The sequence below is a fragment of the Micromonospora sp. NPDC005305 genome (assembly GCF_040607315.1).
Classification (GTDB): domain Bacteria; phylum Actinomycetota; class Actinomycetes; order Mycobacteriales; family Micromonosporaceae; genus Micromonospora.
The window spans coordinates 200,651-223,762 of the sequence record NZ_JBEXGL010000009.1 but is presented as its reverse complement, the minus strand read 5'-3'; the positions used below and the strand labels follow the sequence as shown (position 1 = coordinate 223,762).

The following is a 23,112-nucleotide window of genomic DNA, read 5'->3' as shown; positions in this document are numbered from 1 at the left end:
TCAGTCTGCCGCCAGGCGGGCCTCGAACAGACGACGCACCCCCGGCTCGCCGCGCAGCAGGTCCAGCGCCAGCGCGGCGTGCCCGGGCACGTACCCGTTGCCGACCAGCATGGTCACGTCCGCCGCCAGGCCCTCGGCGCCCAGCGCGGCCGCCGCGAAGCTCGTCGCCATCGAGAAGAAGATCACCGTGCCGCCGTCCCCGGTCGCGAGGACCGCGCCGTGCTCGCAGCCCGGCACGTCCACGCAGACCACCGTGACGTCCGCGGGGGCGCCCAGCGCCGTCGTCACCGCCGTGGACAGGCCCACCGGGTCGCGGGCGTCGGCCAGCGCGACCACGTCGGCCAGGCCGGCCGCGTCGAGCGCGTCGCGCTCCGCCGCCACCGGCACCACCCCGACGGTACGGCCGGCGCCGGCCCGCCGCGCCGCGGCCAGGGACAGCGAACCGCTCTTGCCGGCGCCGCCGATCACCGCCACGGTCACCGGGCGCGGGTCCTCCTCGCGGCGGCGCCGCGCCACCTGCTCGGCCACCACCCGCGCGGTCAGCGCCGGCGCCCCGCACACGTCGAGCACGGCCAGGGACAGCTCCGGGTGCAGGTCGCCGGGCAGCACCGCGGCGATCGACCGGGCGAACAGGATCGCGTAGCCGTCGCAGGGCACCTGCTCGCTGCGCCCGTCCCAGCGGGCCAGCCCGTCGAGGACCGTCAGCGGGGTCAGCGTCAGCGACACCAGGGTGGCCACCCGGTCGCCCGGTCGCAGCCCCAGCGGGGAGCGCTTCCCGGCCTCCTCCACCGTGCCGATGAGCATGCCGCCGGAGCCGGTGACCGGGTTCTGCATCTTCCCCCGGGTCGAGATGATCTCCAGCACCTCGGCGCGGACCTTCTCCCCGTCGCCGCCGTGCTTCTCCGACAGCTGCCGGAAGCTCGCCGCGTCCAGGTTCAGCCGCTCGACCCGGATCCGCACCTCGTTGGCGCCGATCCGCGGGTCGGCGTCCAGCCGCCACGCCGCCTGCGGCAGCACCCCCGCCGGTTCCACGACTCGGTGCAGACCCACCGGTGACGTCACGCCGACCCCCTATGTCCAGCCGCCCGAAACCCCGGCCAGGGCTCGCGTCGCGGGAAAACTTACGGCAGACTAATTTCTTCACCGGATATTTTCCAGTAGCCTTCGGGATCGTTGATCACCCGCACCACATGTCAGGAGGGGCCGTGACCCAGACCCAACCGGTTGAGACCATCCCTCAACCCCGTCACGCCCCGGTCGCCGTTCCGACCGCCGGGCAGCCGTACGAATACCGCCGCAGCCCCCTGGTCGAACCCGACTGGACCCGCTTCCCCGGCTGGCGCCACGTCACCCGGGAGCAGTGGGAGAACGCCCAGTGGCAGCGGGTCAACTGCGTCAAGAACATCAAGCAGCTGCGCACCGTCCTGGGCGACCTGGTCGACGAGAGCTTCTACGCCGACCTCGAGGCCGACCAGAAGGCCCTGGCCACCATGTCGATGCTGGTGCCCCCGCAGATGGTCAACACCATGGTGCCGTTCGAGCCCATGACCACCGAGGCGTTCCTCGCCGACCCGATCCGCCGCTACATGATCCCCGTCGCCTCCGACCGGCGCACCGACTGGCCCTCCCACCCCTACGCCAGCCGCGACAGCCTCCACGAGCACGACATGTGGGTCGCCGAGGGCCTCACCCACCGCTACCCCACCAAGGTCCTCGCCGAGCTGCTCTCCACCTGCCCGCAGTACTGCGGGCACTGCACCCGGATGGACCTGGTCGGCAACTCCACCCCGGCCGTCGACAAGCTGAAGCTCACCCTCAAGCCCGTCGACCGCTACGACGCCCACATCACCTACCTCAAGGCCCACCCCGGCGTCCGCGACGTGGTGGTCTCCGGCGGCGACGTGGCCAACGTGCCGTGGAAGAACCTCGAGTCCTACCTCATGCGGTTGCTCGAACTGGAGACCGTCCGCGACATCCGGCTCGCCACCAAGGCCCTCATGGGCCTGCCCCAGCACTGGCTGCAGGCCGACGTCGTCGAGGGCCTCGAACGGGTCGCCCGCACGGCCGCCCGGCGCGGCGTCAACCTCGCGATCCACACCCACGTCAACCACCAGCAGTCGATCACCCCGCTGGTCGCCCGGGCCGCGCAGACCGCCCTCGACGTCGGCGTCCGCGACGTCCGCAACCAGGGCGTGCTCATGCGCGGCGTCAACGCCACCAGCGCCGACCTGCTCGACCTCTGCTTCGCCCTCCAGGGCGAGGCCGGCATCCTGCCGTACTACTTCTACATGTGCGACATGATCCCCAACGCCGAGCACTGGCGGGTCCCGGTCTGGCACGCCCAGCAGCTCCAGCACGACATCATGGGCTACCTGCCCGGCTACGCCACCCCGCGCATCGTCTGCGACGTCCCGTTCGTCGGCAAGCGCTGGGTGCACATGCTCACCGAGTACGACCGCGAACGCGGCATCTCCTACTGGACCAAGAACTACCGCACCTCGATCGAGTCCGCCGACCTCGAAGCGCTCAACAAGCGCTACGCCTACTACGACCCGATCGACACCCTGCCCGAAACCGGCCAGGCCTGGTGGGCCGCCCACCGCGACGACTGACCCGCACCACCCCGCCGCCCCCGTGAGCCACCAGGCCGCGGGGGCGGCGGCTTCTCACCCGCCGCCACCATCGCCACGACCACCCGAGGTCGCTTCGGGCTTCGTGTAGAGGATCTCCCGGGCCTGCTCCGCGGCGCGGCTGATGCTCTCGGCGATGAACTCGACGAAACGCGCGATGCTCTCCAGGCGGATGGCGGCCGGGGTGCCGGGCCCGAGGATGCTCACGCCCTGCCGTGCGGTCTCCGCGAGCTGGGCGTTGGCCCGGGCGCCGGCGATCGTGCCCTGGTAGAAGACGTCGTCGTCGACGACGTAACGCTCGCGGCGGCGTTCGTCGCGTTCCCGGCGGATCAGCCCCTGGCTCTCCAGGAACGTGATCGCCTTGGAGACCGACGCCGGGCTGACCTGGAGGCGCCGGACGAGTTCGGACGCCGTGAGGCTGCCCGCGTCGGCGGTGTAGAGAGACGTCAGCACCCGGGACATCATCTTGGGCAGGCCCTGCTGCATGAGCAGGGTCGTGAACATCTCCTCGTACTCGCGCACGGCCTCGGCGTCGCGCCCGTGCGCCTGCGATGGGGCCTGCGGCCCTAGTGCGGGGGCCTGCCTGCGCCGGTGGGAGCGGCGTTCGGTGGCACGGTGGGCCAGGTCGGCGCGGTAGGCGGTGGGACCGCCGTTGCGCATCACCTCCCGGGTGATCGTCGAGGTGGGCCGGTCGAGACGTCTGGCGATCTCCGCGTAGGCCAGGCCGTCGGCCAACCCCAGCGCGATCTGCTGGCGTTCCTGCTGGGTGAGCCTGCCTCCCGGCATCGCGATATCCCCTCCACGGTCGCTCGATGCCGCCAGCATAGCGTTCACTCCTCAACCAATGCAACGAGCAGGCATCCCGCGTTGCGTTAGATTTATGTCGGTTGCAACGATAGTCCCGTACTGACCTGCACTGATACTGGGTTTGCGCAACGCACTTGTTGCCGTATTTGTGAACGCAACGTAGCGTTTCCGGTGTCAGAAACAAGCGCAGGAGGAGAGCACGATGCAGACATTCGACACCCCCACCCCGATCACCGCCGTCCTCCACATCCCCGCCGGGCGCATCCAGCTCATCGCCGCCGACCGGACCGACACCACCGTCGACGTCCGGCCCGCCGACGCCACCAAGAGCCGCGACGTGAAGGTCGCGGAGCAGACCACGGTCCAGTACGGCGACGGCGTCCTGCGCATCGAGGCCACCGCCAGGAACCAGATCCTCGGCAGCTCCGGCGTCATCGAGGTCACCGTCCAACTGCCCGCCGGCTCCCGAATCGAGGCCAAGGCCGCCAGCGCCGACCTCCTGGCCGTCGGCCGCGTCGGCGACGTCACCTTCGAGGGCGCCCACGGCACCATCAAGATTGACGAAGCCGCGGGCGTCCACCTCACCGCCGCCGCCGGTGACGTCACGCACGGCCGCCTCAACGGCCCCGCCGAGATCAGCACCGCCAAGGGCGACATCCGCATCGCCGAGGCCGTGCGCGGCGCCGTCGTGCTGCGCACCCAGGCCGGCGACATCACCGTCGGCGCCGCCCACGGCGCCTCCGCCTCCCTCGACGCCGGCACCACCCACGGCCGGATCCACAACTCCCTCAAGAACACCGACGGCGCCCCCGACCTGACCATCCACGCGACCACCGCCCACGGCGACATCGACGCCCGCAGCCTCTAAAGGAGCACCCACCATGACCAACCTGGCCATCGCGGCGAACGGACTGCGCAAGTCCTACGGCGACAAGGTCGTGCTCGACGGCGTCGACCTGGCCGTCCCGCACGGAACCATCTACGCCCTGCTCGGCCCGAACGGCGCCGGCAAGACCACCGCCGTCAAGATCCTCTCCACCCTCATCTCCCCCGACCCCGCCTCCGGCCCCGTCCGCGTCGGCGGCCACGACCTCGCCACCGACCCCCGGGCCGTCCGCACCGCCATCGGCGTCACCGGCCAGTTCTCCGCCGTCGACGGCCTGATCACCGGCGAGGAGAACATGCTCCTCATGGCCGACCTGCACCACCTGCCCAAGCGCGACGGCCAGCGCGCCGCCGCCGAACTCCTGGAACGCTTCGACCTCACCGACGCCGCGAAGAAGCCCGCCTCCACCTACTCCGGCGGCATGAAACGCCGCCTCGACCTCGCCATGACCCTCGTCGGCAACCCGCGGATCATCTTCCTCGACGAACCCACCACCGGCCTCGACCCCCGCAGCCGCCACAACATGTGGCACATCATCCGCGACCTTGTCGCCGACGGCGTCACCGTCTTCCTCACCACCCAGTACCTCGAGGAGGCCGACCAACTCGCCGACCGCATCGCCGTCCTCAACGACGGGAAGATCGCCGCCCAAGGCACCGCCGAGGAACTCAAGCGCCTCATCCCCGGCGGACACGTCCGACTGCGCTTCGAGGACCCCGCCGCCTACGAGCGGGCCGCCGCCGCGCTGCCCGACACCGCACGCGACGACCAGGCGCTCACCCTCCAGATCCCCAGCGGCGGCACCCAGCGCGAACTGCGCGCCATCCTCGACCGCCTCGACGACGCCCACGTGCACGCCGACACCCTCACCGTCCACACCCCCGACCTCGACGACGTGTTCTTCGCCCTGACCGGCGGCGACGCTCGCATCCCCACCCAGCCCAAGGAGGCCCTCCGATGAGCTCCCTCGCCCTCGCCGTACGCGACTCGTCCACCATGCTGCGCCGCAACCTGCTGCACGCCCGGCGCTACCCGTCCCTCACCCTCAACCTGCTACTCACCCCGATCATGCTGCTGCTGCTCTTCGTCTACGTCTTCGGCGACACGATGAGCGCGGGCATCAGCGGCGGCCCGGACCGCTCCCGGTACATCGCCTACCTCGTCCCCGGCCTCCTGCTCATGACCATCGGCAGCACCGTGATCGGGACCGCCGTGTCCGTCTCCACCGACATGACCGAGGGCATCATCGCCCGCTTCCGCACCATGGCCATCCACCGCGGCTCCGTGCTCGTCGGACACGTCGTCGGCAGCGTGCTGCAGTCGGTCCTGAGCGTGGTCCTCGTCGGCGCCGTCGCCGTGGCCATCGGCTTCCGGTCCACCGACGCCGGCGTCCTGGAGTGGCTCGCCGCGCTCGGGCTGCTCGTCCTCTTCGCCACGGCGCTCACCTGGATCGCGGTCGGCATGGGACTGGTCAGCCCGAACGCCGAGGCCGCCAGCAACAACGCCATGCCGCTGATCCTGCTGCCGCTGCTGTCCAGCGCCTTCGTCCCGGTCGACGCCATGCCCGGCTGGCTCCAGCCGATCGCCGAGTACCAGCCGTTCACGCCCGCCATCGAGACCCTGCGCGGCCTGCTGCTCGGCACCGGGATCGGCCACAACGGGTGGCTCGCGGTCGCCTGGTGCCTGGGCCTCGCGGTGCTCGGCTACTTCTGGTCGACGTCGAAGTTCAACCGCGACCCGAGGTGACCCCCGCCCGGTCAGGGCGGCGCACTCCGACACCCGTCGGCGTGCGCCGCCCGCCGGCGCTTCCCGCGACCGTCAGCCCCGCGGCGCGTACATGATCACCGCGACCCCGGCCAGGCAGATCACCGCTCCCGTCAGGTCCCACCGGTCCGGCCGGAACCCGTCCACCAGCACACCCCACGCCAGCGACCCGGCCACGAACACACCCCCGTACGCCGCCAGGATCCGGCCGAAGTTCGGATCGGGCTGGAACGTCGCCACGAACCCGTACGCCCCCAACGCCAGCACCCCGGCCGCCACCCACCACAGCCCCCGGTGCTCCCGCCAGCCCTGCCAGACCAGCCACGCGCCCCCGATCTCCGCCACCGCGGCCAGCACGAACAACACGAGGGAACGCAGAACCGTCACCCCGCGACCCTAACCAGACCACGACCCCCCGAACGGCATGCGTACGGCGGCGGGCCCCCGGGTGATCCGGGGGCCCGCCGCCGTACGGTCACTTGTCGAAGGCGTTGCGCCCGGCCTCCTTGACGTTCTGCCCGGCCTGCCGCGCCCGGGCGGTGCTCTGCTCGTTGGCGCCCTCGGCCCGCAACCGCTCGTTGTCGGTGGCGTCGCCGATCCGCTCCTTGGCCGCGCCGGCCAGCTCCTGGGCCCGGCTCTTGGCCTTGTCGGTGAAGCTCATCCCGCCTCCTCGGCTTGTTCGGGCTTCCGCCGGTTGCGTCCCCGGTGTCGGTCCCCTGAAACGTTGTGCGGGGGCGCACACCCCGTAAGGCATCCTAGGAAGATAGGTTCCAGCGCTGGCAGGTTCCGACAGTTGGTCCGTGGTTGACTGGGCTGGTGAGCGAGATCCTGCTGATCCGGCACGGCGAGACCACCTGGAGCGCCAGCCGCCGGCACACCTCGTACACCGATCTGGAGCTGACCCCCGACGGCGAGCGACAGTCCCGGGCGCTCGCCGTCGCGCTAGCCGGCCGGCGCTTCGTCCGGGTCCTGTCCAGTCCCCGGCAGCGCGCGACCCGCACCGCGCACCTGGCCGGGCTCACCGTCGACGCCACCGACCCCGACCTGGTCGAGTGGGACTACGGCGCCTACGAGGGGCGCACCACCGTGGACATCCACGAGGAGAACCCCCGCTGGAACATCTGGACCGACGGCTGCCCCGACGGGGAGTCACCCGCCGAGGTCGGCGCCCGGCTCGACCGGGTGCTCGACCGGGTGGCCCCGCTGCTGGAGCGGGGCAGCGTCGCGCTGGTCGGCCACGCACACAGCCTGCGGGTGCTCGGCGCACGCTGGATCGGCCTCCCCCCGTCCGCGGGCGGGCTGCTGCGGCTGGACACCGCCACCGTCAGCATGCTCGGCCACGAGCACGGCCGGCGGGTCGTCCTGCGCTGGAACCAGCCGGTCCCGCAGACGACCACGCCCGGCCCCGAACGGGCCGCTCGGCACTGATCCGCGGCCGGTTCCCGTCGGGGCGGCGACACCCGCCGCGCCGTCGTGCCGGGAGCAGCCGCACGGACAACCGGCTCCGGTTCGGCGTCCATGCCGAACCGGAGCCGGTCGTGGGCGGCCCGCCGCTCGCCGTCAGAGGTAGCGCGAAGCCTCGTCGAGGAAGCGCTGCGCGTACCGGTCCGCCGGGATGTCCCCGAGGTAGTACTTCTTGAGGTCGCGGCGGGCGGCGGCGAGCGGGTCGCTGCCCAGGAAGTCGTCGAGGACGGCGTCGAGTCCCTGCAGCCGTCCGCCGTGGGCGTCGATCACGTAGGCCGCGCGCGCGAGCGGGAACGCCTCCGGGAACCGGGCCCCCGGCACCGAGACGGCGACCATCACGAAGGGCTTCTCCGAGTAGAGGTAGTCCGCCACCACGCTCGACACGTCCGACACCATCGCGTCCGACGCGTTGAAGCAGTCCGCCACCGTCATCGACACCTCGGCCTCGGCGCCGAAGACGTGCGGCCGTCCGTTCGTCCGCCGGTCCTCGGCCAGCAGCGTCCGGATGCGGTCGCACTCGCGGGCCAACTCCGGGGACCGCCGACTGTACGGATGCGGCCGGAACACGACGCTGCACCCGCGAGCCACGAGCGCCTTCACGATGTCGTAGCCGACCAGCAGGGACGAATAGTTCGAGTCGGCGTAGAAGCCGGCCCACGTCGGGGCGTACAGGACCCGGGGGCTGGCGATCGAGCCGATCGGCTCGGTGGCGATGGCGACGTTCTCCACCTGAGGGCGCCCGACGATCGTGAACATCTCCGCCGGCATGCTCACCCCGTTGGCCGCGAACCGGTCGATCGCGGCCTGGCCGGCGACGAAGTTCTTGTCGTAGATCCGGAAGACCGGGTTGTGGCTCGGGACCTTGTCGCTGTCGCCGTGGTTGAGCTGGATGTGCTTGAGGTTCGTGTACCGGAGGACGTGGTTGTTCATCGTCGCCGTGTTGACGTAGAAGGCCGCCCGCAGCGACGGGGCGATGACGTCGTCGATCTGGTTCAGGCCCATCCGTAGCACCACCGGGGCCTTGGTGAGACCCGTCACCTCGTGGAAGTTGGTCTGGTTGCGCACCAGCACGAAGAACTTCCGGCCGAGGCGTTCCAGGTAGGGCAGCCACATCGCGAGCTGGTAGGCGGTGCCGGCGGGCGCGTTCCAGTGCACGAGGAAGACCGGCTCGTAGGCGGTCAGCGCGGCAAGGAGCTTCGCCTCCCGGCTGCGCCGCGCCCGCACCCTGCGCAGCGCCTGCAACCCGGTGAGCAGGGTCACCCCGAGCGCCGCTGCCGCCACGGCCAGCGCGACCCACCCGACGAGGCCGGTGAACGCGCAGACCAGCGCCGCGACCACGGCGACGCCGTTGGCCAGCGCCACCCGGCTCAGGTTGGGGCTGCGGTCCGCCCCCGAACCGCTTCCGGGCAGGTTGGCCGCGACGGGGTAGACCGCCTCGGACACGGAGGCCAGTAGCGGTTCGCTGAGAATCGCCAGGCCGGCGACGGCGACACCGACGGCCAGGGCCGGGTCGAGACTGCCGTGTACCGCGCCGAGCAGGTACGCGCAGGCGAGCAGGAGGATGCGCCCCGCGACGGCGGTCCCGGCGGCCGCTGAACCGCCGCGCCACATCCAGGCCAGCAGGGCGAGCGCGAGAACGGCCGGGGGAAGCGCCCAGAGGCGGGAGCTTCCCACCGCCGCCAGCAGCAGGGCGGCAAGGGCCGTCACCTCGACCACCGAGGCGGGCAGCTGCCCGCCGGCGGCCGACGTCCGCGCCTCCGCGAGCCATCCGCTGAACCGGGACCGGCCCGGCCTCGAAACGGTCATCGCCCGGTCCCCGCCGACCAGGGGCCGGCACACCGCAGCCGCCCCGCCCGACCCCGGCAGGTTGCCAGGAACTTCTGTCGCAACGCCAACTCCTTCTCCAACTGGCTCACCCGTCCACCGGGCCCCCACGGCTCGGTGGACGATGGTTCACAAGCGTAGGCGGACGCCGGCGGATCACTCCGAGCCCGGCGGCCCGCCGACGCACGCGCGCACTCATCTGCCGCCGCCCGGTGACCTCCGTCACGGGCCGGCCGCGAAGGTGATCTTCGCTCGCTCGGGCGCGGTCAGCCCGGCTGCGGGCCCGCCGACCCGGCCGGGACACCACGGAGCCGGTGCTGGTCCGCCGGATCCGGGCCGACCTTCGGGGGGCGATGCTCGTACGGGGTGGAGAGCACCACGGTCGTGCGGGTGGTGACGTTCGCGGACGTGCGGATCTCCTGCAGCACCCGCTCCAGGTCCGCCGGGCTGGCCACCCGCACCAGCAGCAGGTAGAAGTCCTCCCCCGCCACCGAGTAGCACGAGTCGATCTCCGGCAGGTGGGCCAGCCGCTCCGGGGCGTCGTCCGGCTGCGAGGGGTCGAACGGCCGGATCGCCACGAACGCGGTCAGCGGCAGCTCCAGCGCCTCGAACGAGACGCGGGCCGCGTAGCCCTTGATGACCCCGCGCTGCTCCAGCCGGCGGACCCGCTGGTGCACGGCCGACACCGACAGCCCCACCTTCTCGGCCAGGTCCGTGTACGACAGCCGACCGTCTCCGGTCAGTGCGGCGACGATGGCGCGGTCGATCTCCTCCACGCGGTGCAACCTACCTGGAATAGCGCTCCCACGCCGCACCCGGCCCGCCGCCGTGACGCTGCGCGGGCCGGCTGTCGCGCACCGCGTCGATCAGCCCCTGGCCAGGGACCGGGAGATGACCAGCCGCTGGATCTGGTTGGTGCCCTCGACGATCTGCAGCACCTTCGCCTCGCGCATGTACCGCTCGACCGGGTGGTCGGCGACGTAGCCGGCGCCGCCGAGCACCTGCACCGCGTCGGTGGTCACCCGCATGGCCATGTCGGTGGCGAACAACTTCGCCTTCGCCGCCTCGATCGAGTACGGCCGGCCGGCGTCGCGCAGCCGGGCGGCGGCCAGCGTCAGGGCGCGGGCGGCGGAGATCTGGGTGGCGTGGTCGGCCAGGGTGAACCCGAGCCCCTGGAAGTCGAGGATCGGCCGGCCGAACTGCTGGCGCTCCCGGGCGTAGCCGACGGCGTAGTCCAGGGCGGCTTGGGCCAGGCCGACCGCGCAGGCGGCGATGCCGAGCCGGCCCGAGTCCAGCGCCGACATGGCGATGGTGAAGCCGGCCCCCTCGCCGCCGAGGAGCCGCTCGGCCGGCACCCGGGCGTCGTCGAAGGCGATCTGGGCGACCGGGGAGGCGTGCAGGCCCATCGTCCGCTCGGCGGCCTGCGGGTGGATGCCGGGGGTGTTGCGGTCGGCCAGCAGGCAGGAGATGCCCTTCGGGCCGGGGCCGCCGGTGCGGCAGAAGATGTTGTAGAAGTCGGCGACCCGGGCGTGGGTGATCCACGCCTTGGTGCCGGAGACCACGTAGTCGTCGCCGTCGCGGACCGCCTTCGTGGTCAGCGCCGCGGCGTCGGAGCCGCCTTGCGGCTCGGAGAGGCAGTAGGCCCCCAGCAGCTCGCCGCCGATCATGTCGGGCAGCAGCTTGCGCTGCGCGTCGGTGCCGAACTGGGCGAGGGGGTAGCAGGACAGGGTGTGCACGCTGACCGCCTCGGCGACCGCGAGCCAGCGGCTGGCCAGGATCTCCAGCACCTGGAGGTAGACCTCGTACGGCTGGGCGGCGCCGCCGTGCTCCTCGGCGTACGGCAGGCCGAGCAGGCCGGCCCGGCCCAGGGTGCGCAGCACCTCACGGGGGAACTCGGCGCGCTCCTCGAAGCCGGCGGCCCTGGGGGCGAGCTCCCGGTCGGCGAGTTCGGTGGCGAGGTCCAGCAGGACGTGGGCCTCGTCGGTGGGGAGGATCCGGTCGACAGTCATAGCGCGATGAGCTCCGTGGGGGTGGTGTTGAGCCGCTGCCCGCCGTCCGTCGTGCAGACGACGATGTCCTCGATCCGGGCGCCGTGCCGCCCGGCGAGGTAGATCCCGGGTTCGACCGAGAACGCCATGCCGGCCTCGATCGGTCGGGGGTTGCCGGCCACGACGTACGGGTCCTCGTGGGTGTCGAGGCCGATGCCGTGTCCGGTGCGGTGCAGGAACGCGTCGCCGTGACCGGCGGCCGTGATGATGTCGCGGGCGACCGCGTCGAGCGCCTCGGCGGTCACCCCCGGGCGGACGGCCGCCACGGCGGCGCGCTGCGCCTCGTGCAGGACCGTGTAGTAGTCGGCGAACTCCGCCGGGGCGGGGCCGCCGGCCACGTAGGTGCGGGTGCAGTCGGACCGGTAGCCCGACGGCATGGTGCCGCCGATGTCGACCACCACCGGCTCGCCCGCCCGGATCGGCCGCTCGCCGGTCTGGTGGTGCGGGCTGGCGCCGTTCGGGCCGGCGGCCACGATGACGAAGTCGACGCGGACGTGCCCGGCGGCGCGGATGGCGGCGGCGATGTCCGCGGCCACCTCGGCCTCGGTCCGGCCGGGGCGCAGCCACTCCCCCATTCGCCGGTGCACCGCGTCGATCGCGGCGCCCGCCTCGGCCAGGGCGGCCACCTCGGCGGGCGACTTGCGGATCCGCAGCTCGCGCAGGACCTCGGAGGCGAGCCGCTGGGCCGCCTCGGGCAGCGCGGCGCGCAGGGCGAGCACGTGCTCGGCCCACATCCGGTCGGCCAGCCCGACGGCGGCGGCCGGGCCGGGCAGCGCGGCCCGCACCAGCGGGAACGGGTCCGTGCCGTCGGCGTGGTCGACGATCCGGTATCCGGCGCCGGGCGCGGCCTCGGCGCCGGGGCGCTCCAGCGCCGGCACGATCAGCGTGGGCTCGCCCTGGGCGGGGACCACCAGGCAGGTGAGCCGCTCCCCCTCGTGGGCGTCGTAGCCGGTCAGGTAGCGCAGGTCGGAGCCGGGAGTGAGCAGCAGCGCGTCCAGCCCCGCGGCGGCGGTGGCGCGCTGGGCGGCGGCCAGCCGCTCGGCCGGGTACAGCTCGTCGGTTCCCACCCCCAGAGCTTAACGGTCGTTTGGGCACCAGCGGGAGCCGGTGGCCGAGGCCCCGCCCGCGCCCGTGACCGGTTCTTGACCGGACCGGAAGAATGGTTCGTATTCACCGCCTGCGAGGGGGAGGGCGATGCGGTGCACGGGGATCTCCCCACCACACGCGCGGGTCCGGCCCGGCCTGGCCTCCGCCGGACTGTCGGAGAACCGACAGTCGACATGAGACAATCTCCCCGACTGCGATCATGGACGTCCGCCGCGGCCGGCGGGCCGCGGCCGGACGACCCTCGGCACCCACCGCGTGACAGACCGGATGGCCCATGACGCAGCTCCCGTCCAACGGTGAAGCGGAGCGACGCCGCATCGAGGATGAACTGGTCGACGTGCTGTCCGGCATGCGCCTGCTCCAGCAACCCAACAGTCGTCAGCTGATGGTGGAGAAGCTGCGGGAACGGCTGTACGACCGTGGGGTCAACGACTTCGCCAACCCCCGCGACCAGAGCATCGAGATCGCCGGCGCCTGCCTCGGTGACCTGCCGACCCTCATCGAGGTCGTCGCCCTCTTCGAGCCGGCCGCGGCGCAGCTCACACCGCTGCACCGGCTGCGCTGCGAGGTCGACGCGATCGACCTGCTGACCGCCGAGGACTGGACCGAGCTGCGCCCCGCGCTGTCCGGCCAGCGCCTCGACTCGCTCGGCTGGCTCTACCAGCGGGCCAGCGAGCACAAGCTGTCCATCCCGCCGCACTGGTGCCTTAGCGCGTGGGATGTCTTCGTCTACCTCACCGGGCAGAACGCGCCACCGCGCGGGCTGCCGCCGAACATGCTCTTCCTGGTCCTGCTCGAACACGAGGTCGACCCGGCCACCGCCCGCCTGATCCGGCACCGCAACCGGCGCGCGGCCACCCTCCTCGAACTGACCGAGGACCTGGACCTGCGGCGGGCGGCGGTCAACGCCGGCACCGAGGCCCCCGAGCCGTACGTGTACCTGGTGATCCAGATCGAGCCGGACCTGGCGCCGGGCAGCACGGTCCACACGGTGTCGCACTACCGGCAGTGGCGCGGCGCGGACGGGTGGCACTCCCGGCGTCGCGGTCAGTTCACCGACGTCGCGTACGACGAGCTCGAAGCGACGGTGGAGCGGATCGTGCACCAGATGGAGGTCGAGTGGGCCGACCGGCGCGCCGACGTGGCCGTCGAACTGGTCCTGCCGGTGGAGCTGCTCAACGAGGACGTCGCCTGGTGGCGCAAGGAGCCGGCCAGCGTGCACCTGGAGCAGAAGGTGCTGGCGATGGACTACCCGGTCGTCGTCCGCAGCCTCAACCGGCTGCGCCAGCCCGAGTGGCACCGGGCCTGGCGGCGCCGGTGGGACCGCCTCCAGTCGGAACCGGCGAGCAGCCGGCTGTACCGCAGCCAGCCCGACGGATCCGCCTATCTCACCCGGCTCGAGGCCGAGCTGACCGCCGACCAGCGCTGGTCGACCCTGCTGCTGAGTCAGGCTCCCACCGCGGCGAACCCGCTCGGTTTCAAGGAAGTGATGACCGCCCTCCGGGCGGGGCTGCCGGTGATCGTCTGGCATCGCACCCGCCCGTCCGACACCGAATTCTGGGAGGAGATCCGGGACATGACCTCCGACGGACGCATCGCGCGTCTCCCGGTGCAGGCCCGCCACTCGCGGCTCGCCGCGCTGGCCTTGGAACCGCCGCACGCCGACCGGCACACCGGCCGCAATCTGGTGGTGCTCTGGGACGACCCGGACCGCACCCCGGAGCTGGACCGGCCCGGGGGCGCCGCCGGGCGGCCGGCGTGACCGCGCCGGGCGGCTCCGGCTGGCGGGTCTACCGGGGTACCGGCGAGCCGATCGACCCCGACGAGCGGGACGCGCGCTGGCCCGCGCCGCCGCGCTGGCGCGCCTTCGACGGCGGGCCGGACGAACCGCCCGCGCCGGCGGAGGATCCGGACCTGCAGCGGCGGCTCGGCCGGGCGGTGCCGGCCGAGCGACCGGACCCGCGCGAGGTGGACGTGGTCAACGCCGCGCTGCTGCTGCGCCGGCCGTTGCTGGTCACCGGTCGGGCCGGCTCCGGCCGGTCGAGCCTGGCCTACCGGATCGCCCGGGAACTGCGCCTGGGCCGGGTGCTGCGCTGGCCGGTGACCACCCACGACACCGTCCGCGCCGGGCTGTACCAGCACGACCCGCTCGGCCGGGTACGGGCGGCCCAGGCCCACGACGGCCGCGACGACGCCCGGGCGGTCGACCTCGGCGAGCACCTCACCCTGGGGCCGCTGGGCACCGCGCTGCTGCCCTACCGCACCCCACGGGTGCTGCTCGTTGACGAGCTCGACCAGAGCGACATCGAGCTGCCCCAGCAACTGCGCACCGTCTTCGACGACGGCGGATTCGAGATCCCCGAACTGGTCCGGGCCGCCCGGCGGAATCCGGAGGTGACCGTGCACACCGCCGACCCGGGCGGCCGGGCGACGGTGCGGGGCGGCCGCGTCCGCTGCCACGAGTTCCCGCTCGTGGTGATGACCTGCACCGAGGACCGGGTCTTCCCGCCGGCCTTCCTGCGGCACTGCCTGCGGCTGCGGATCACCGAACCGGACGAGGCGACCCTGCTGCGGGTGGTGGACGCCCACTTCCCGGACCGCCCGCCGGCCGCGGCCGGGCTGGTCCACGCGTTCCTGGACCGGCAGCGCGGGCCGGACGCGCCCACCCTGGACCAACTGCTGGACGCGGTGCACCTGGCTTCGGCCGGCCCGGCCGGTGAGGCCGCCGACTGGGACCGCCTGGCCCGGGTGCTGTGGCGGGGCGGTCCGACGGCGGATCCGGAATGACGCTGCCGGCCCGGCTCACCGAGGGCGGCACGCCGGCCCCCGGCGCCGCGGCCGCCGGCAGCGAGTCGCTCGCCGAGGTGCTGCGCCCGTTCCGACGGCTGGTCTCGGCGCGCGAGCTCTTCGCGTACGACGAGGAGAGCACCGCCGCCCAGGCCGCCGCCGGTCTGGTGTGGCCGGTGTTCCACCGGGCGGCGCAGGCCCGGTGGGACGTGGTGCTCGTCCGGGACGAGCACCCCTCGATGGCGGTCTGGTCCGCCCGGGTGCGCACCTTCGCCGCGCTGCTGCGCCGGCACGTGGCCTTCCACGACGTACGCGTGTGTTACCTCACCACCAGCGGGACGCGACCGGAGGAGGTACTGCTGCGGCGGTCGCCGCACGGCCCCGCCGTGCCCGCCGCCGACGGGCTGCCGGCGGTGCGGCGGCACCGGATCGTCCTCCTGCTCTCCGACGGTGCCGCCCCGGCCTGGCGGACCGGCGCGGCGCTGCCGCACCTGCACGCCTGGGCGCGACGGCAGCCGGTGGCGGTGGTCCACCTGCTGCCGCAGCAGATGTGGCACCGGGGCGGGCTCGCCCCGCAGCGCCTGCGACTGTGGGCGCCGCGGGCCGGCGTACCGAACTCCCGCCTGCGGTGGCAGCAGCAGGACCCGTTGCGGGCGTTGGCCGACACCGACGACGGGCCGGTGGACCAAGACGCGGTGCCCGTGCCGCTGGTGGAACTGCGCCCCCGGTGGCTCGCCGCCTGGGTGGACCTGATCGCCGGCCGGCACCCGCGGTGGACCGACCTGCCCGCCGTCCTCACGCACGCCCGGCCGCCGGCGGAGCCGGACCGGCCGGCCCGCGCGGAGCCGGACCCGGCCGCGGCGGTACGCGAGTTCGTCTCCTGGGCCTCGCCGGCAGCCCTGCAGCTGGCCACCTGCCTCGCCGCGGCCCCACTGGACCCGGACGCGATCCGCGTGGTCCGGTCCGACGTGGTGCCGGAGGCGACCGATCTGCACCTGGCGGAGGTGCTCACCGGCCCGCTGGTGCGACCGCGTCCGGACGCCGCCGGCCGGCCGGGGTTCGACTTCGTGCCCGGCGTCCGGGAGGAGCTGCTGGCCACCGGTCGGCGCGCCGACACCGTACGGGTCTGGCAGGCCCTGGCGGCGCGGCTCGGCCCGGCCCGGCCGGAGCTGGCGCGGTGGGGCCGCGTGCTGGCCGACCCGGACGGCGCGCCACTCCCCCGGCCCGGCGCGGACGGCGACGCGCTGCGGCGCGTCGAGCGGGCGGTGCTGCGCGCGCTGTCCGGCCGCTACCTGGCCCGATCCCGCCGGCTGCAGGCCATGATCGAGCGGGACACGCCGGACGAACGCGACGTCCGCGACACTCCCGCAGTGCCGGGCACGAATGTCATCATGGCGGGAGGCGAAGATGCCGACGCCCACCGTAGCGGTGCTACTGAAGGAGCCGGATTGTCGTCGACCCCCGTGGACGCCACCCCCACCGGCCGGACCCCCGCCGTCTGGGGCAACATCCCGCCGCGGAACCCGAACTTCACCGGCCGGGCCGACCTGCTGCGCCTGCTGCACCAGCAGATCAGGGGCGGCACCACGGCCGTGCTGCCACACGCGCTGCACGGCATGGGCGGGGTGGGCAAGTCACACCTGGCCGTCGAATACGTCTACCAGCACCAGGGCGAGTACGACCTGATCTGGTGGATCCCCGCCGAGCGCGCCACCCAGATCGGCGCCTCACTGGTGGAACTGGCCCACCGGATGAACCTCACCGCCGGCCCGGACGTGGGCAGCGCCCGCCTCGCCGTGCAGGAGGCGCTGCGGCTGGGTCGGCCGTACCCGCGCTGGTTGCTTATCTTCGACAACGCGGAGAGCCCGGAGGCGCTGGTGCCCTACCTGCCGACCGGCGGATCCGGCAACATCATGATCACGTCGCGCAACCCGCAGTGGGCGACCATGGCGCGCACGCTCGAGGTGGATGTCTTCAGCCGGATCGAGAGCGTCGAGCTGCTCCGGCGGCGCGGACCGGAGCTCACCGACGACCAGGCCGACCAGCTGGCCGAGGCGCTCGGTGACCTGCCGCTGGCGCTGGAACAGGCGGCGGCCTGGCGCGCCGAGACGGGCATGCCGGCCGAGGAGTACCTGCGGCTGTTCGAGGAGAAGCGGGTCGAGCTGCTCGAACAGGCCCCTCCGATGGACTACCAGCTGCCCGTGGCGGCCGCCTGGAACGTCTCGCTGGACCGGCTGGTGGTGTCCAATCCGGCCGCCTTCCGGCTGCTGCAGGTCTGCTCCTTCCTGGCCCCCGAGCCGATCCCCCGCACCCTGTTCAGCGGCGCGCAGAACGCCGACATCCACGCCGAGCTGAACCCGGCCCTGCGGGACCCGATGCGGCTGGGCCGAGCGATCCGGGACATCAACCGGTACGCGCTGGCTCGGGTCATCCACCGCACCAACTCGATCCAGATGCACCGGCTCATCCAGGCGGTGCTGCTCGACCGGATGACCGAGGCGGAGCGGACGTCCATGCGCGCCAGCGCCCACCGGCTGCTCGCCTCCGGCGACCGCAACGACCCGGACACCCCGGCCAACTGGCCCAGCTACGCCGACCTGTACCCGCACGTGCTGGTTTCCGGCGCGGTGGAGTCCACTCAGGGCTGGGTGCACCAGCTGGTCTACAACGAGGCACGCTACCTCTACTGGTGGGGTGACCTGGAGGCGTCGCTGGAGCTGTCCCAGCACGCGTACCAGACCTGGCGGGAACGGCTGGGCGAGGCCGACCAAATGACCCTCCAGATCGGGCAGTGGCTCGGGTTCATGCTGTTCAAGCTGGGCCGGCACGGCGAGGCGGCCGAGCTGAACGCGCGGATCCTGGAGGCGCACCAGCGCACCACCACCGAGGACACCGAGGAGTTGCTGAGCGCCCTCGGCGCGGTGGCCGCCGACCTGCGGATCGCCGGCGAGTTCGCCCGGGCGCTGGAGGTGGACGAGGACGTCTACCGCCGGCACGTGGCAGCGCTGGGTGAAGAGGACCCGAGCACCCTCAACGCCGCGCACAACCTCGCCGTGAGTCTGCGCCTGACCGGCGACATGCGGCGCGCCTTCGAGGTCGACCGCGCCACCTACGCGCACCGGGTGCTGCTGTTCGGCGAGGACCACGCCCAGACCCTTGAGTCCCACCTGAACCTGATCATCGACCGGCGGGAGCTGGGCGAGTACCTTCCCGCCCGGGCCGAGATGCAGAACGTCGTGGACCGGCTGCCTCTGGTGTGGGGCAGCGCGCAGACGCAGACCCTGCTCGCCAAGCGGCGGCTGGCCTCCGCGGTGCGCAAGGCCGGCGACCACACCACCGCCCGCGCCCTGTCCCAGGAGGTACGCGACGGCTTCGCCGCCCGCTACGGTGAGGCCCACCCCGACACCCTGCTCGCCGCGTTCGGCCTGGCAGTCGACCTGCGCGCCACCGGTGACCTGACCACCGCCGCCCGGCTCAGCGAGGACATTACCGAGCGGTACCGTCAGCTCTTCGGCGACGAGCACCCGTACACCGTCGCGGCCGGGTTGAACGCGGCGATCGTGCACCGGCTACGTGGGGAACCCCGCCTGGCCCGGTCGGTCAACGAGGCGGGCCTGGCGGTGCTCACCCGGCGGCTCGGTCCGGACCATCCCCTGGTGCTGGCCGCCTCGATCAATCTCGGCAACGACCTGTTCGTGCTCCGCGAACACGCGGCGGCGTACGAGGTGGACCAGGCGACGACCGAGCGGGCCCGGCGGGTGTTCGGGGCGGAGCACCCGACCACGCTGATCACGCTGGGCAACCTGGCCATGGACCTGATCGCGCTGGACCGGGAGGCGGAGGGCCGGGAGTTGCTCGCGGAGATCGAACCGAAGTTCCGCCAGACCCTCGGCGACGCCCACCCGGCGACCCGGGCGGGCCTGGACGCCACGGTCCGGGGCGACTGCGACCTGGACCCGATGCCGCTGTAGCGGGCGCCCCCGGCGGCGCGGCGGGAGCGCCGCCGGCCGCCGGAGACGCGGCGCTCACGACCGGGTCGGTGCCCGCACGATCCAGGCGGCCAGGGCCACGGGATCGACCGCCGATCCCGGGCCGATCCGGCGGTGCACGGCCCGGACGAGTTCCGGGCGGTCCCGCAGCGCCTCGGCGGCCGGGCCGGGGTCGAGCGCGGCGGTGGTCAGGCCCAGCCCGGCCCAGGCCGCCGGGTCCGCGGGCTCCGCCGCCAGCCCGGCGAGGTAGTGCGCGTGTGCCTGCGCCAGGTCACCCGCGACATAGGCGAGGTCGGCGGGGGTGGCTCCGGACACCTGCGCGCCGACTGCCGACGGGTCCTTGCGCAGCCGTTCGAAACCCTCGGGATCGGTGAGCCGCCACAGCAGCAGGACCGCGCGGGTGTCGAGCCGGCGGGCCGCGCCGTCCGCCTCCACCGGCGGTTCCGGGTAGTCGATGTCGGGTCGGGCCGCCCCGGCCCGCCAGGCCGCGGCGAACGCGTCCACCACCGCGGGATCGGGGCGCCGGTGGTGCAGCCGCCACCGGGCCCGGTGGTCGGCGACCGCGGCCTTCGCGGCGGCGAGGACATCCGCGGGCACCTGCTCCGGCCACCACGTCTCGGCGGTCGCGTGCAGGCCATCGAGCAGATGCCGGCCGACGTCGGTCAACTCGGGCAGGGTGCGCATCATGTCCAGCGTGGCGGACACCTGCTGCCGCCAGCGGGCGAACTCGAAGTGCGCCACGGCCCGCGCGGCGCCGGTGGCGATCGTCCGGTACGCCCGCCAGAACTCGGTGATCCCGACGAAGGCGTACACGCCCTGGACGAGGCCACCCAGCGGACGCGGGTCGTCCCGCCACGGCGCGTACAGGCGACGCGCGGGCTCCGCGGTCAGCAGCGGCGTGAGGTGCAGCAGCCCGCCGAGCTTGATGTGCTGGAACTCGTGCACCAGGGTGACCGCGAGTTCCGGGGCGTCCTCAGGCTCCGAGACGAGCATGCTGCCGAAGGCGTCCCCGGCCGAGGCGCTCATCGTGCGGAACCGCTCCGCGGCGCGCTGCGGCACCACCGAGAACAGGCCGCGAGCGATGGGCACGGCCCGGTCGGGACAGACCTGGACGAGCAACTCCCACGCCTGGGTGAGCAGCGTCCGCCACCGGTCGATTGCCGCGACCGTGTCCAGATCGGGCGGCGTCGGGGTGCGCAGGTTCCGGTACGGGTCGAGGAAGTCGAGGGTGACCGCGAGGATGTGCCCGCCGGCCTCGGCCCGGACGGTGGGCAGGGCGAACCAGCCCTCGCTGCCGGTGCCGGCGGCCTCGAAGCGCACGCGGGAGCCGCCCAGCGCCAGGGCCGCCGCGCCGTCGGTGCCGGTCACCTCGGCGACCGCCCATCGGTCCGTGGCCGGCAGGGTGGCGCCGCCGAGCGTGGGCAGCGCCACGAACCCGTCGCGCACCGGCACTCGCAGTGCGAAGTCGAGGCCCGCGCGGACCCCGGCGACGGCCGCGAGGGCGTGCAGGTACCCGAGGTCCACCCACAGCGGACCGTCGGCCGTGCCGGTGGAGGCGCGCAGCCGCCGCAGCACGTAGCCCGCCCAGGTGCCGACGTGGGGGTGCAGAATCAGCCGGTCGACCTCGGCCGGGGCGCGCCGCTGGGCCGCCACCAACAGAGCCCAGGCGTCGGCCACCGGCGGCAACGGGCCCGCCACCTCCGGCGCCTCGGCCACGGCATCGAGCACGGCGCGCAGCTGAAGGAGCCGCCAGCTGTGCTCGGCCGCCAGCAGCTCCTCGATGGTCCCGGCGTCCCCGCCGCCCACCGCCACGGCCGCGAAGTGACGGTGGTCGAGCCGGTGTCGGACGGGCTCGTCCACCGGCTGCGCAACGGTCATGGTCCCTCCACGCAGGCTGGCGTCATCAGTCGAGACGTTGCGGATTGTAACCACTGGTGATGCTCTCGGGATCGTCGACACGGCGGAGCAGCCGACCCATGACGGGACCGAGAATCTCCTGGTCAAGCTCGGGAAGTCGGTCGAGGGACACACCCGCGAGGTCGACGAGTTCCGAGTCGACGTCGACAGCGAACGGTTGATTCACGGGGAGTCATTATCCATAGTGCCGGGGCTCCGCAGCGCTCGGCAGGCCGAAGAAACGCCACGTGGCGTGGTCGCGAATTCGACGATGGGGACCGCCCGCGCGTCCGCTGTGGAGGACGGCGCCGGCCTCCGGTGCTAGGTTCGGTCCGTGGCCGGGACCGCGGTGGTGTTCGTACACGGATTCCTGTCCTCGGCGCGGGTCTGGTCGAACTTCCGCGGCCTGATCCGCCGCGACGAGGCGCTCGGCGCGTTCGAGACACACGCGTTCACGTACGCGACGTCGCTGTTTTCGGTCCATCCGCTGCGGCAGGTGCCGACCTTCGACGAGGTGGCCGACAGCCTGCGCACGTTCCTACGCCACGACCTGGCGGACCGGGCCCGGCTCGTGCTGGTCTCGCACAGCCAGGGCGGTCTGGTGGTGCAGCGGGCGCTGGCCAGGATGCTCGCCGACGGCGGCGACGAGCTCGCCCGGATCCGCCTGGTGGTCATGTACGCCTGCCCGAGCGCCGGTTCGGACCTGGGCCTTCCGGCGCGCCGGCTGTTGGTCCGCAACAACCCGCAGGAGCGGGAACTGCGTCCGCTCAACGCTGCCGTGCTCGACGCGCAGCGCGTGGTGCTGCACCGGATCGTGCACGCCCCGGAGCCGCCGCTGCGGGTGCTGACCTTCGCGGGCGAGAGCGACGGGGTGGTGCCGCCGGCGTCCGCACGCAGCGTCTTTCCGGACGCCGGGGTGATCCCCGGGGACCATTCCAGCATCGTCCAGCCTGAATCGCCCGGGCACCGGTCGTACGTGGTGCTGCGCCAGGCCCTGCTGGCCCTGGCCGCGTCCGAGGACCGGCCGGCCGGGGGTGGCGTGCCCGCACCGCGCGCACCCGCCGACCCGCCCACCCCGCAGGAGTACGGCGAGCTGGTGGACCTGCTGCTGGCCGTGCCGGGAATGGCCGATCCGACGTTCCGGGCCCAGGTGTACGCGCAGCTGCCGCCGCCGGTGCAGGCGCAGTTGCCGCGCGGCGGCCCGGCCCGGCTGGAGCTGATCGGGGTGACCGGCACGCTGTGGGCGTACCGGCACCTGTGCCCGGGACGGGCGTTCGGCGAGGCCCTCGCCCTGCTGGTGCCGGGGCATCCGGTCCTGGCCGACGTGCAGGGCCGGCTCGCCGCGCTCGACGGTCCCGGCTGCCCGTGACGGTCACCCGCCGGTGGCGCCGGCGCGGGCGCGGCTCAGACCCCGGCCATCCGGTCCGCCTCGTCCTTGATCAGGCCAGACGCCTGGAGCAGCTCGCCGACCACGATGAAGATCTGCGAGGCGACGATGGCGCCGGAGAAGCCGAGGTCCTGCGTCCGGGCCCGGTGGGCCGCCTCGGCGGCGTGCAACGCCTGCGACCGGGCGATCTCCGGCAGGACAGCCCGGCCCCGAGGCCGGCCTGGAGGGCGACGATGAAGTACCGGCGCAGCCGCTCGTACGCCTCCTGCGCCTGCAGGCGGGCGGCGGCCACCACCTCGGTCACGGCGGGCCCCGGCGGTCCGGGCGCCACCGGCGGTACAGCCCGGGCGCGGGCGCGCCGTCCGCAGCAGTCGCTGCATCGCCTACGGATCGGCGTGACCAGCGCGTTCGGCCAACGACCAGAAGGTCTTGCGTTCTGCGTTCGTCCTCACAAACCATCGATGATCAACGCGATGGCCGTCCTCATACCCACGCCCCGCCCAACGCCGAAGCCAAGTGACGT

Annotated in this window: 20 protein-coding genes; 9 read left to right on the top strand and 11 right to left on the bottom strand. The window is 73.4% G+C overall.

Annotation, left to right across the window (positions count from 1 at the left end; translation table 11 throughout):
• The gene (locus ABZS80_RS17910; protein WP_355057198.1) at positions 1-1,050 is read right to left on the bottom strand and encodes a zinc-binding alcohol dehydrogenase; all 1,050 of its coding nucleotides are present in this window, start codon (positions 1,048-1,050) and stop codon (positions 1-3) included.
• A 155-nt stretch (positions 1,051-1,205) separates the two neighbouring features.
• On the opposite strand from ABZS80_RS17910, the gene ABZS80_RS17905 reads away from it, so the two are divergent.
• Positions 1,206-2,612 (top strand): lysine 2,3-aminomutase, encoded by a 1,407-nt coding sequence (locus ABZS80_RS17905; RefSeq protein ID WP_355057084.1) that lies wholly within the window; start codon positions 1,206-1,208, stop codon positions 2,610-2,612.
• A gap of 54 nt (positions 2,613-2,666) precedes the next feature.
• Here the strand turns inward: ABZS80_RS17905 and ABZS80_RS17900 are convergent, their stop codons facing one another.
• Entirely contained in the window at positions 2,667-3,416 is a 750-nt protein-coding gene (locus ABZS80_RS17900; protein WP_355057082.1) for a helix-turn-helix domain-containing protein, read from the bottom strand.
• Between the two features lie 223 nt (positions 3,417-3,639).
• On the opposite strand from ABZS80_RS17900, the gene ABZS80_RS17895 reads away from it, so the two are divergent.
• From ABZS80_RS17895 to ABZS80_RS17885, 3 genes are read left to right on the top strand one after another with little or no spacing between them, the layout of a single operon-like run.
• Positions 3,640-4,305, top strand: a complete 666-nt coding sequence (locus ABZS80_RS17895) for a DUF4097 family beta strand repeat-containing protein (RefSeq protein WP_355057080.1) — start codon at positions 3,640-3,642, stop codon at positions 4,303-4,305.
• 13 nt (positions 4,306-4,318) lie between these two features.
• Positions 4,319-5,284, top strand: a complete 966-nt coding sequence (locus ABZS80_RS17890; RefSeq protein ID WP_355057078.1) for an ATP-binding cassette domain-containing protein — start codon at positions 4,319-4,321, stop codon at positions 5,282-5,284.
• Positions 5,281-6,069, top strand: a complete 789-nt coding sequence (locus ABZS80_RS17885) for an ABC transporter permease (RefSeq protein ID WP_355057076.1) — start codon at positions 5,281-5,283, stop codon at positions 6,067-6,069. The genes ABZS80_RS17890 and ABZS80_RS17885 overlap by 4 nt, the downstream gene beginning before the upstream one ends.
• Before the next feature lie 72 nt (positions 6,070-6,141).
• Here ABZS80_RS17885 and ABZS80_RS17880 read toward each other — a convergent pair whose 3' ends face one another.
• Together ABZS80_RS17880 and ABZS80_RS17875 are read right to left on the bottom strand one after the other, a co-directional pair.
• Positions 6,142-6,474 carry a YnfA family protein gene (locus tag ABZS80_RS17880; RefSeq protein ID WP_355057074.1) on the bottom strand — a complete coding sequence of 111 codons (333 nt, stop codon included), beginning with the start codon at positions 6,472-6,474 and terminating at the stop codon, positions 6,142-6,144.
• A gap of 88 nt (positions 6,475-6,562) precedes the next feature.
• Positions 6,563-6,748 (bottom strand): CsbD family protein, encoded by a 186-nt coding sequence (locus tag ABZS80_RS17875; protein WP_355057072.1) that lies wholly within the window; start codon positions 6,746-6,748, stop codon positions 6,563-6,565.
• Positions 6,749-6,903: 155 nt separating this feature from the next.
• Here ABZS80_RS17875 and ABZS80_RS17870 point away from each other — a divergent pair, with 155 nt between their 5' ends.
• Entirely contained in the window at positions 6,904-7,515 is a 612-nt protein-coding gene (locus ABZS80_RS17870) for a histidine phosphatase family protein (protein WP_355057070.1), read from the top strand.
• A 132-nt stretch (positions 7,516-7,647) separates the two neighbouring features.
• Here the strand turns inward: ABZS80_RS17870 and ABZS80_RS17865 are convergent, their stop codons facing one another.
• The 4 genes from ABZS80_RS17865 to ABZS80_RS17850 all read right to left on the bottom strand — a co-directional run bounded on the left by ABZS80_RS17865 (position 7,648) and on the right by ABZS80_RS17850 (position 12,496).
• Positions 7,648-9,357: a CDP-glycerol glycerophosphotransferase family protein gene (locus ABZS80_RS17865; RefSeq protein ID WP_355057068.1), complete on the bottom strand. Its 1,710-nt coding sequence runs from the start codon at positions 9,355-9,357 to the stop codon at positions 7,648-7,650.
• 284 nt (positions 9,358-9,641) lie between these two features.
• Positions 9,642-10,151 carry an Lrp/AsnC family transcriptional regulator gene (locus tag ABZS80_RS17860; RefSeq protein ID WP_355057066.1) on the bottom strand — a complete coding sequence of 170 codons (510 nt, stop codon included), beginning with the start codon at positions 10,149-10,151 and terminating at the stop codon, positions 9,642-9,644.
• Positions 10,152-10,241: 90 nt separating this feature from the next.
• Positions 10,242-11,384 carry an acyl-CoA dehydrogenase family protein gene (locus ABZS80_RS17855; protein ID WP_355057064.1) on the bottom strand — a complete coding sequence of 381 codons (1,143 nt, stop codon included), beginning with the start codon at positions 11,382-11,384 and terminating at the stop codon, positions 10,242-10,244.
• On the bottom strand, positions 11,381-12,496 hold the full coding sequence (locus ABZS80_RS17850; protein ID WP_355057196.1) for a Xaa-Pro peptidase family protein: 1,116 nt from the start codon (positions 12,494-12,496) through the stop codon (positions 11,381-11,383). The genes ABZS80_RS17855 and ABZS80_RS17850 overlap by 4 nt, the downstream gene beginning before the upstream one ends.
• A gap of 308 nt (positions 12,497-12,804) precedes the next feature.
• On the opposite strand from ABZS80_RS17850, the gene ABZS80_RS17845 reads away from it, so the two are divergent.
• The 3 genes from ABZS80_RS17845 to fxsT are packed head-to-tail and all read left to right on the top strand — an operon-like array spanning position 12,805 to position 19,288.
• The gene (locus ABZS80_RS17845) at positions 12,805-14,292 is read left to right on the top strand and encodes a hypothetical protein (protein ID WP_355057062.1); all 1,488 of its coding nucleotides are present in this window, start codon (positions 12,805-12,807) and stop codon (positions 14,290-14,292) included.
• Positions 14,289-15,317, top strand: coding sequence for an ATP-binding protein (locus ABZS80_RS17840; protein ID WP_355057060.1), 1,029 nt, complete (start codon positions 14,289-14,291; stop codon positions 15,315-15,317). The genes ABZS80_RS17845 and ABZS80_RS17840 overlap by 4 nt, the downstream gene beginning before the upstream one ends.
• Positions 15,314-19,288, top strand: coding sequence for an FxSxx-COOH system tetratricopeptide repeat protein (fxsT, locus tag ABZS80_RS17835; RefSeq protein WP_355057058.1), 3,975 nt, complete (start codon positions 15,314-15,316; stop codon positions 19,286-19,288). The genes ABZS80_RS17840 and fxsT overlap by 4 nt, the downstream gene beginning before the upstream one ends.
• A 54-nt stretch (positions 19,289-19,342) precedes the next feature.
• On the opposite strand, the gene ABZS80_RS17830 is transcribed toward fxsT, so the two are convergent.
• Both ABZS80_RS17830 and ABZS80_RS17825 read right to left on the bottom strand, forming a co-directional pair.
• Entirely contained in the window at positions 19,343-21,184 is a 1,842-nt protein-coding gene (locus tag ABZS80_RS17830; RefSeq protein WP_355057056.1) for an HEXXH motif domain-containing protein, read from the bottom strand.
• 25 nt (positions 21,185-21,209) lie between these two features.
• The gene (locus tag ABZS80_RS17825; RefSeq protein WP_355057054.1) at positions 21,210-21,389 is read right to left on the bottom strand and encodes a hypothetical protein; all 180 of its coding nucleotides are present in this window, start codon (positions 21,387-21,389) and stop codon (positions 21,210-21,212) included.
• A 147-nt stretch (positions 21,390-21,536) separates the two neighbouring features.
• Between ABZS80_RS17825 and ABZS80_RS17820 the strand changes: the two genes are divergently transcribed.
• A complete protein-coding gene (locus tag ABZS80_RS17820; RefSeq protein ID WP_355057052.1) occupies positions 21,537-22,571 on the top strand; it encodes an alpha/beta hydrolase in 1,035 nt (344 codons plus the stop codon).
• A gap of 35 nt (positions 22,572-22,606) precedes the next feature.
• Here the strand turns inward: ABZS80_RS17820 and ABZS80_RS17815 are convergent, their stop codons facing one another.
• A complete protein-coding gene (locus tag ABZS80_RS17815) occupies positions 22,607-22,759 on the bottom strand; it encodes a hypothetical protein (protein WP_355057050.1) in 153 nt (50 codons plus the stop codon).
• Between the last annotated feature and the right edge of the window lie 353 nt (positions 22,760-23,112).

Coding starts and splice junctions, on each gene's coding strand:
- ABZS80_RS17900 (WP_355057082.1), bottom strand. CDS start 3,416: ATGCCGGGAGGCAGGCTCACCCAGCAGGAACGCCAGCAGATCGCGCTG.
- ABZS80_RS17895 (WP_355057080.1), top strand. CDS start 3,640: ATGCAGACATTCGACACCCCCACCCCGATCACCGCCGTCCTCCACATC.
- ABZS80_RS17890 (WP_355057078.1), top strand. CDS start 4,319: ATGACCAACCTGGCCATCGCGGCGAACGGACTGCGCAAGTCCTACGGC.
- ABZS80_RS17885 (WP_355057076.1), top strand. CDS start 5,281: ATGAGCTCCCTCGCCCTCGCCGTACGCGACTCGTCCACCATGCTGCGC.
- ABZS80_RS17875 (WP_355057072.1), bottom strand. CDS start 6,748: ATGAGCTTCACCGACAAGGCCAAGAGCCGGGCCCAGGAGCTGGCCGGC.
- ABZS80_RS17865 (WP_355057068.1), bottom strand. CDS start 9,357: ATGACCGTTTCGAGGCCGGGCCGGTCCCGGTTCAGCGGATGGCTCGCG.
- ABZS80_RS17855 (WP_355057064.1), bottom strand. CDS start 11,384: ATGACTGTCGACCGGATCCTCCCCACCGACGAGGCCCACGTCCTGCTG.
- ABZS80_RS17845 (WP_355057062.1), top strand. CDS start 12,805: ATGACGCAGCTCCCGTCCAACGGTGAAGCGGAGCGACGCCGCATCGAG.
- fxsT (WP_355057058.1), top strand. CDS start 15,314: ATGACGCTGCCGGCCCGGCTCACCGAGGGCGGCACGCCGGCCCCCGGC.
- ABZS80_RS17830 (WP_355057056.1), bottom strand. CDS start 21,184: ATGACCGTTGCGCAGCCGGTGGACGAGCCCGTCCGACACCGGCTCGAC.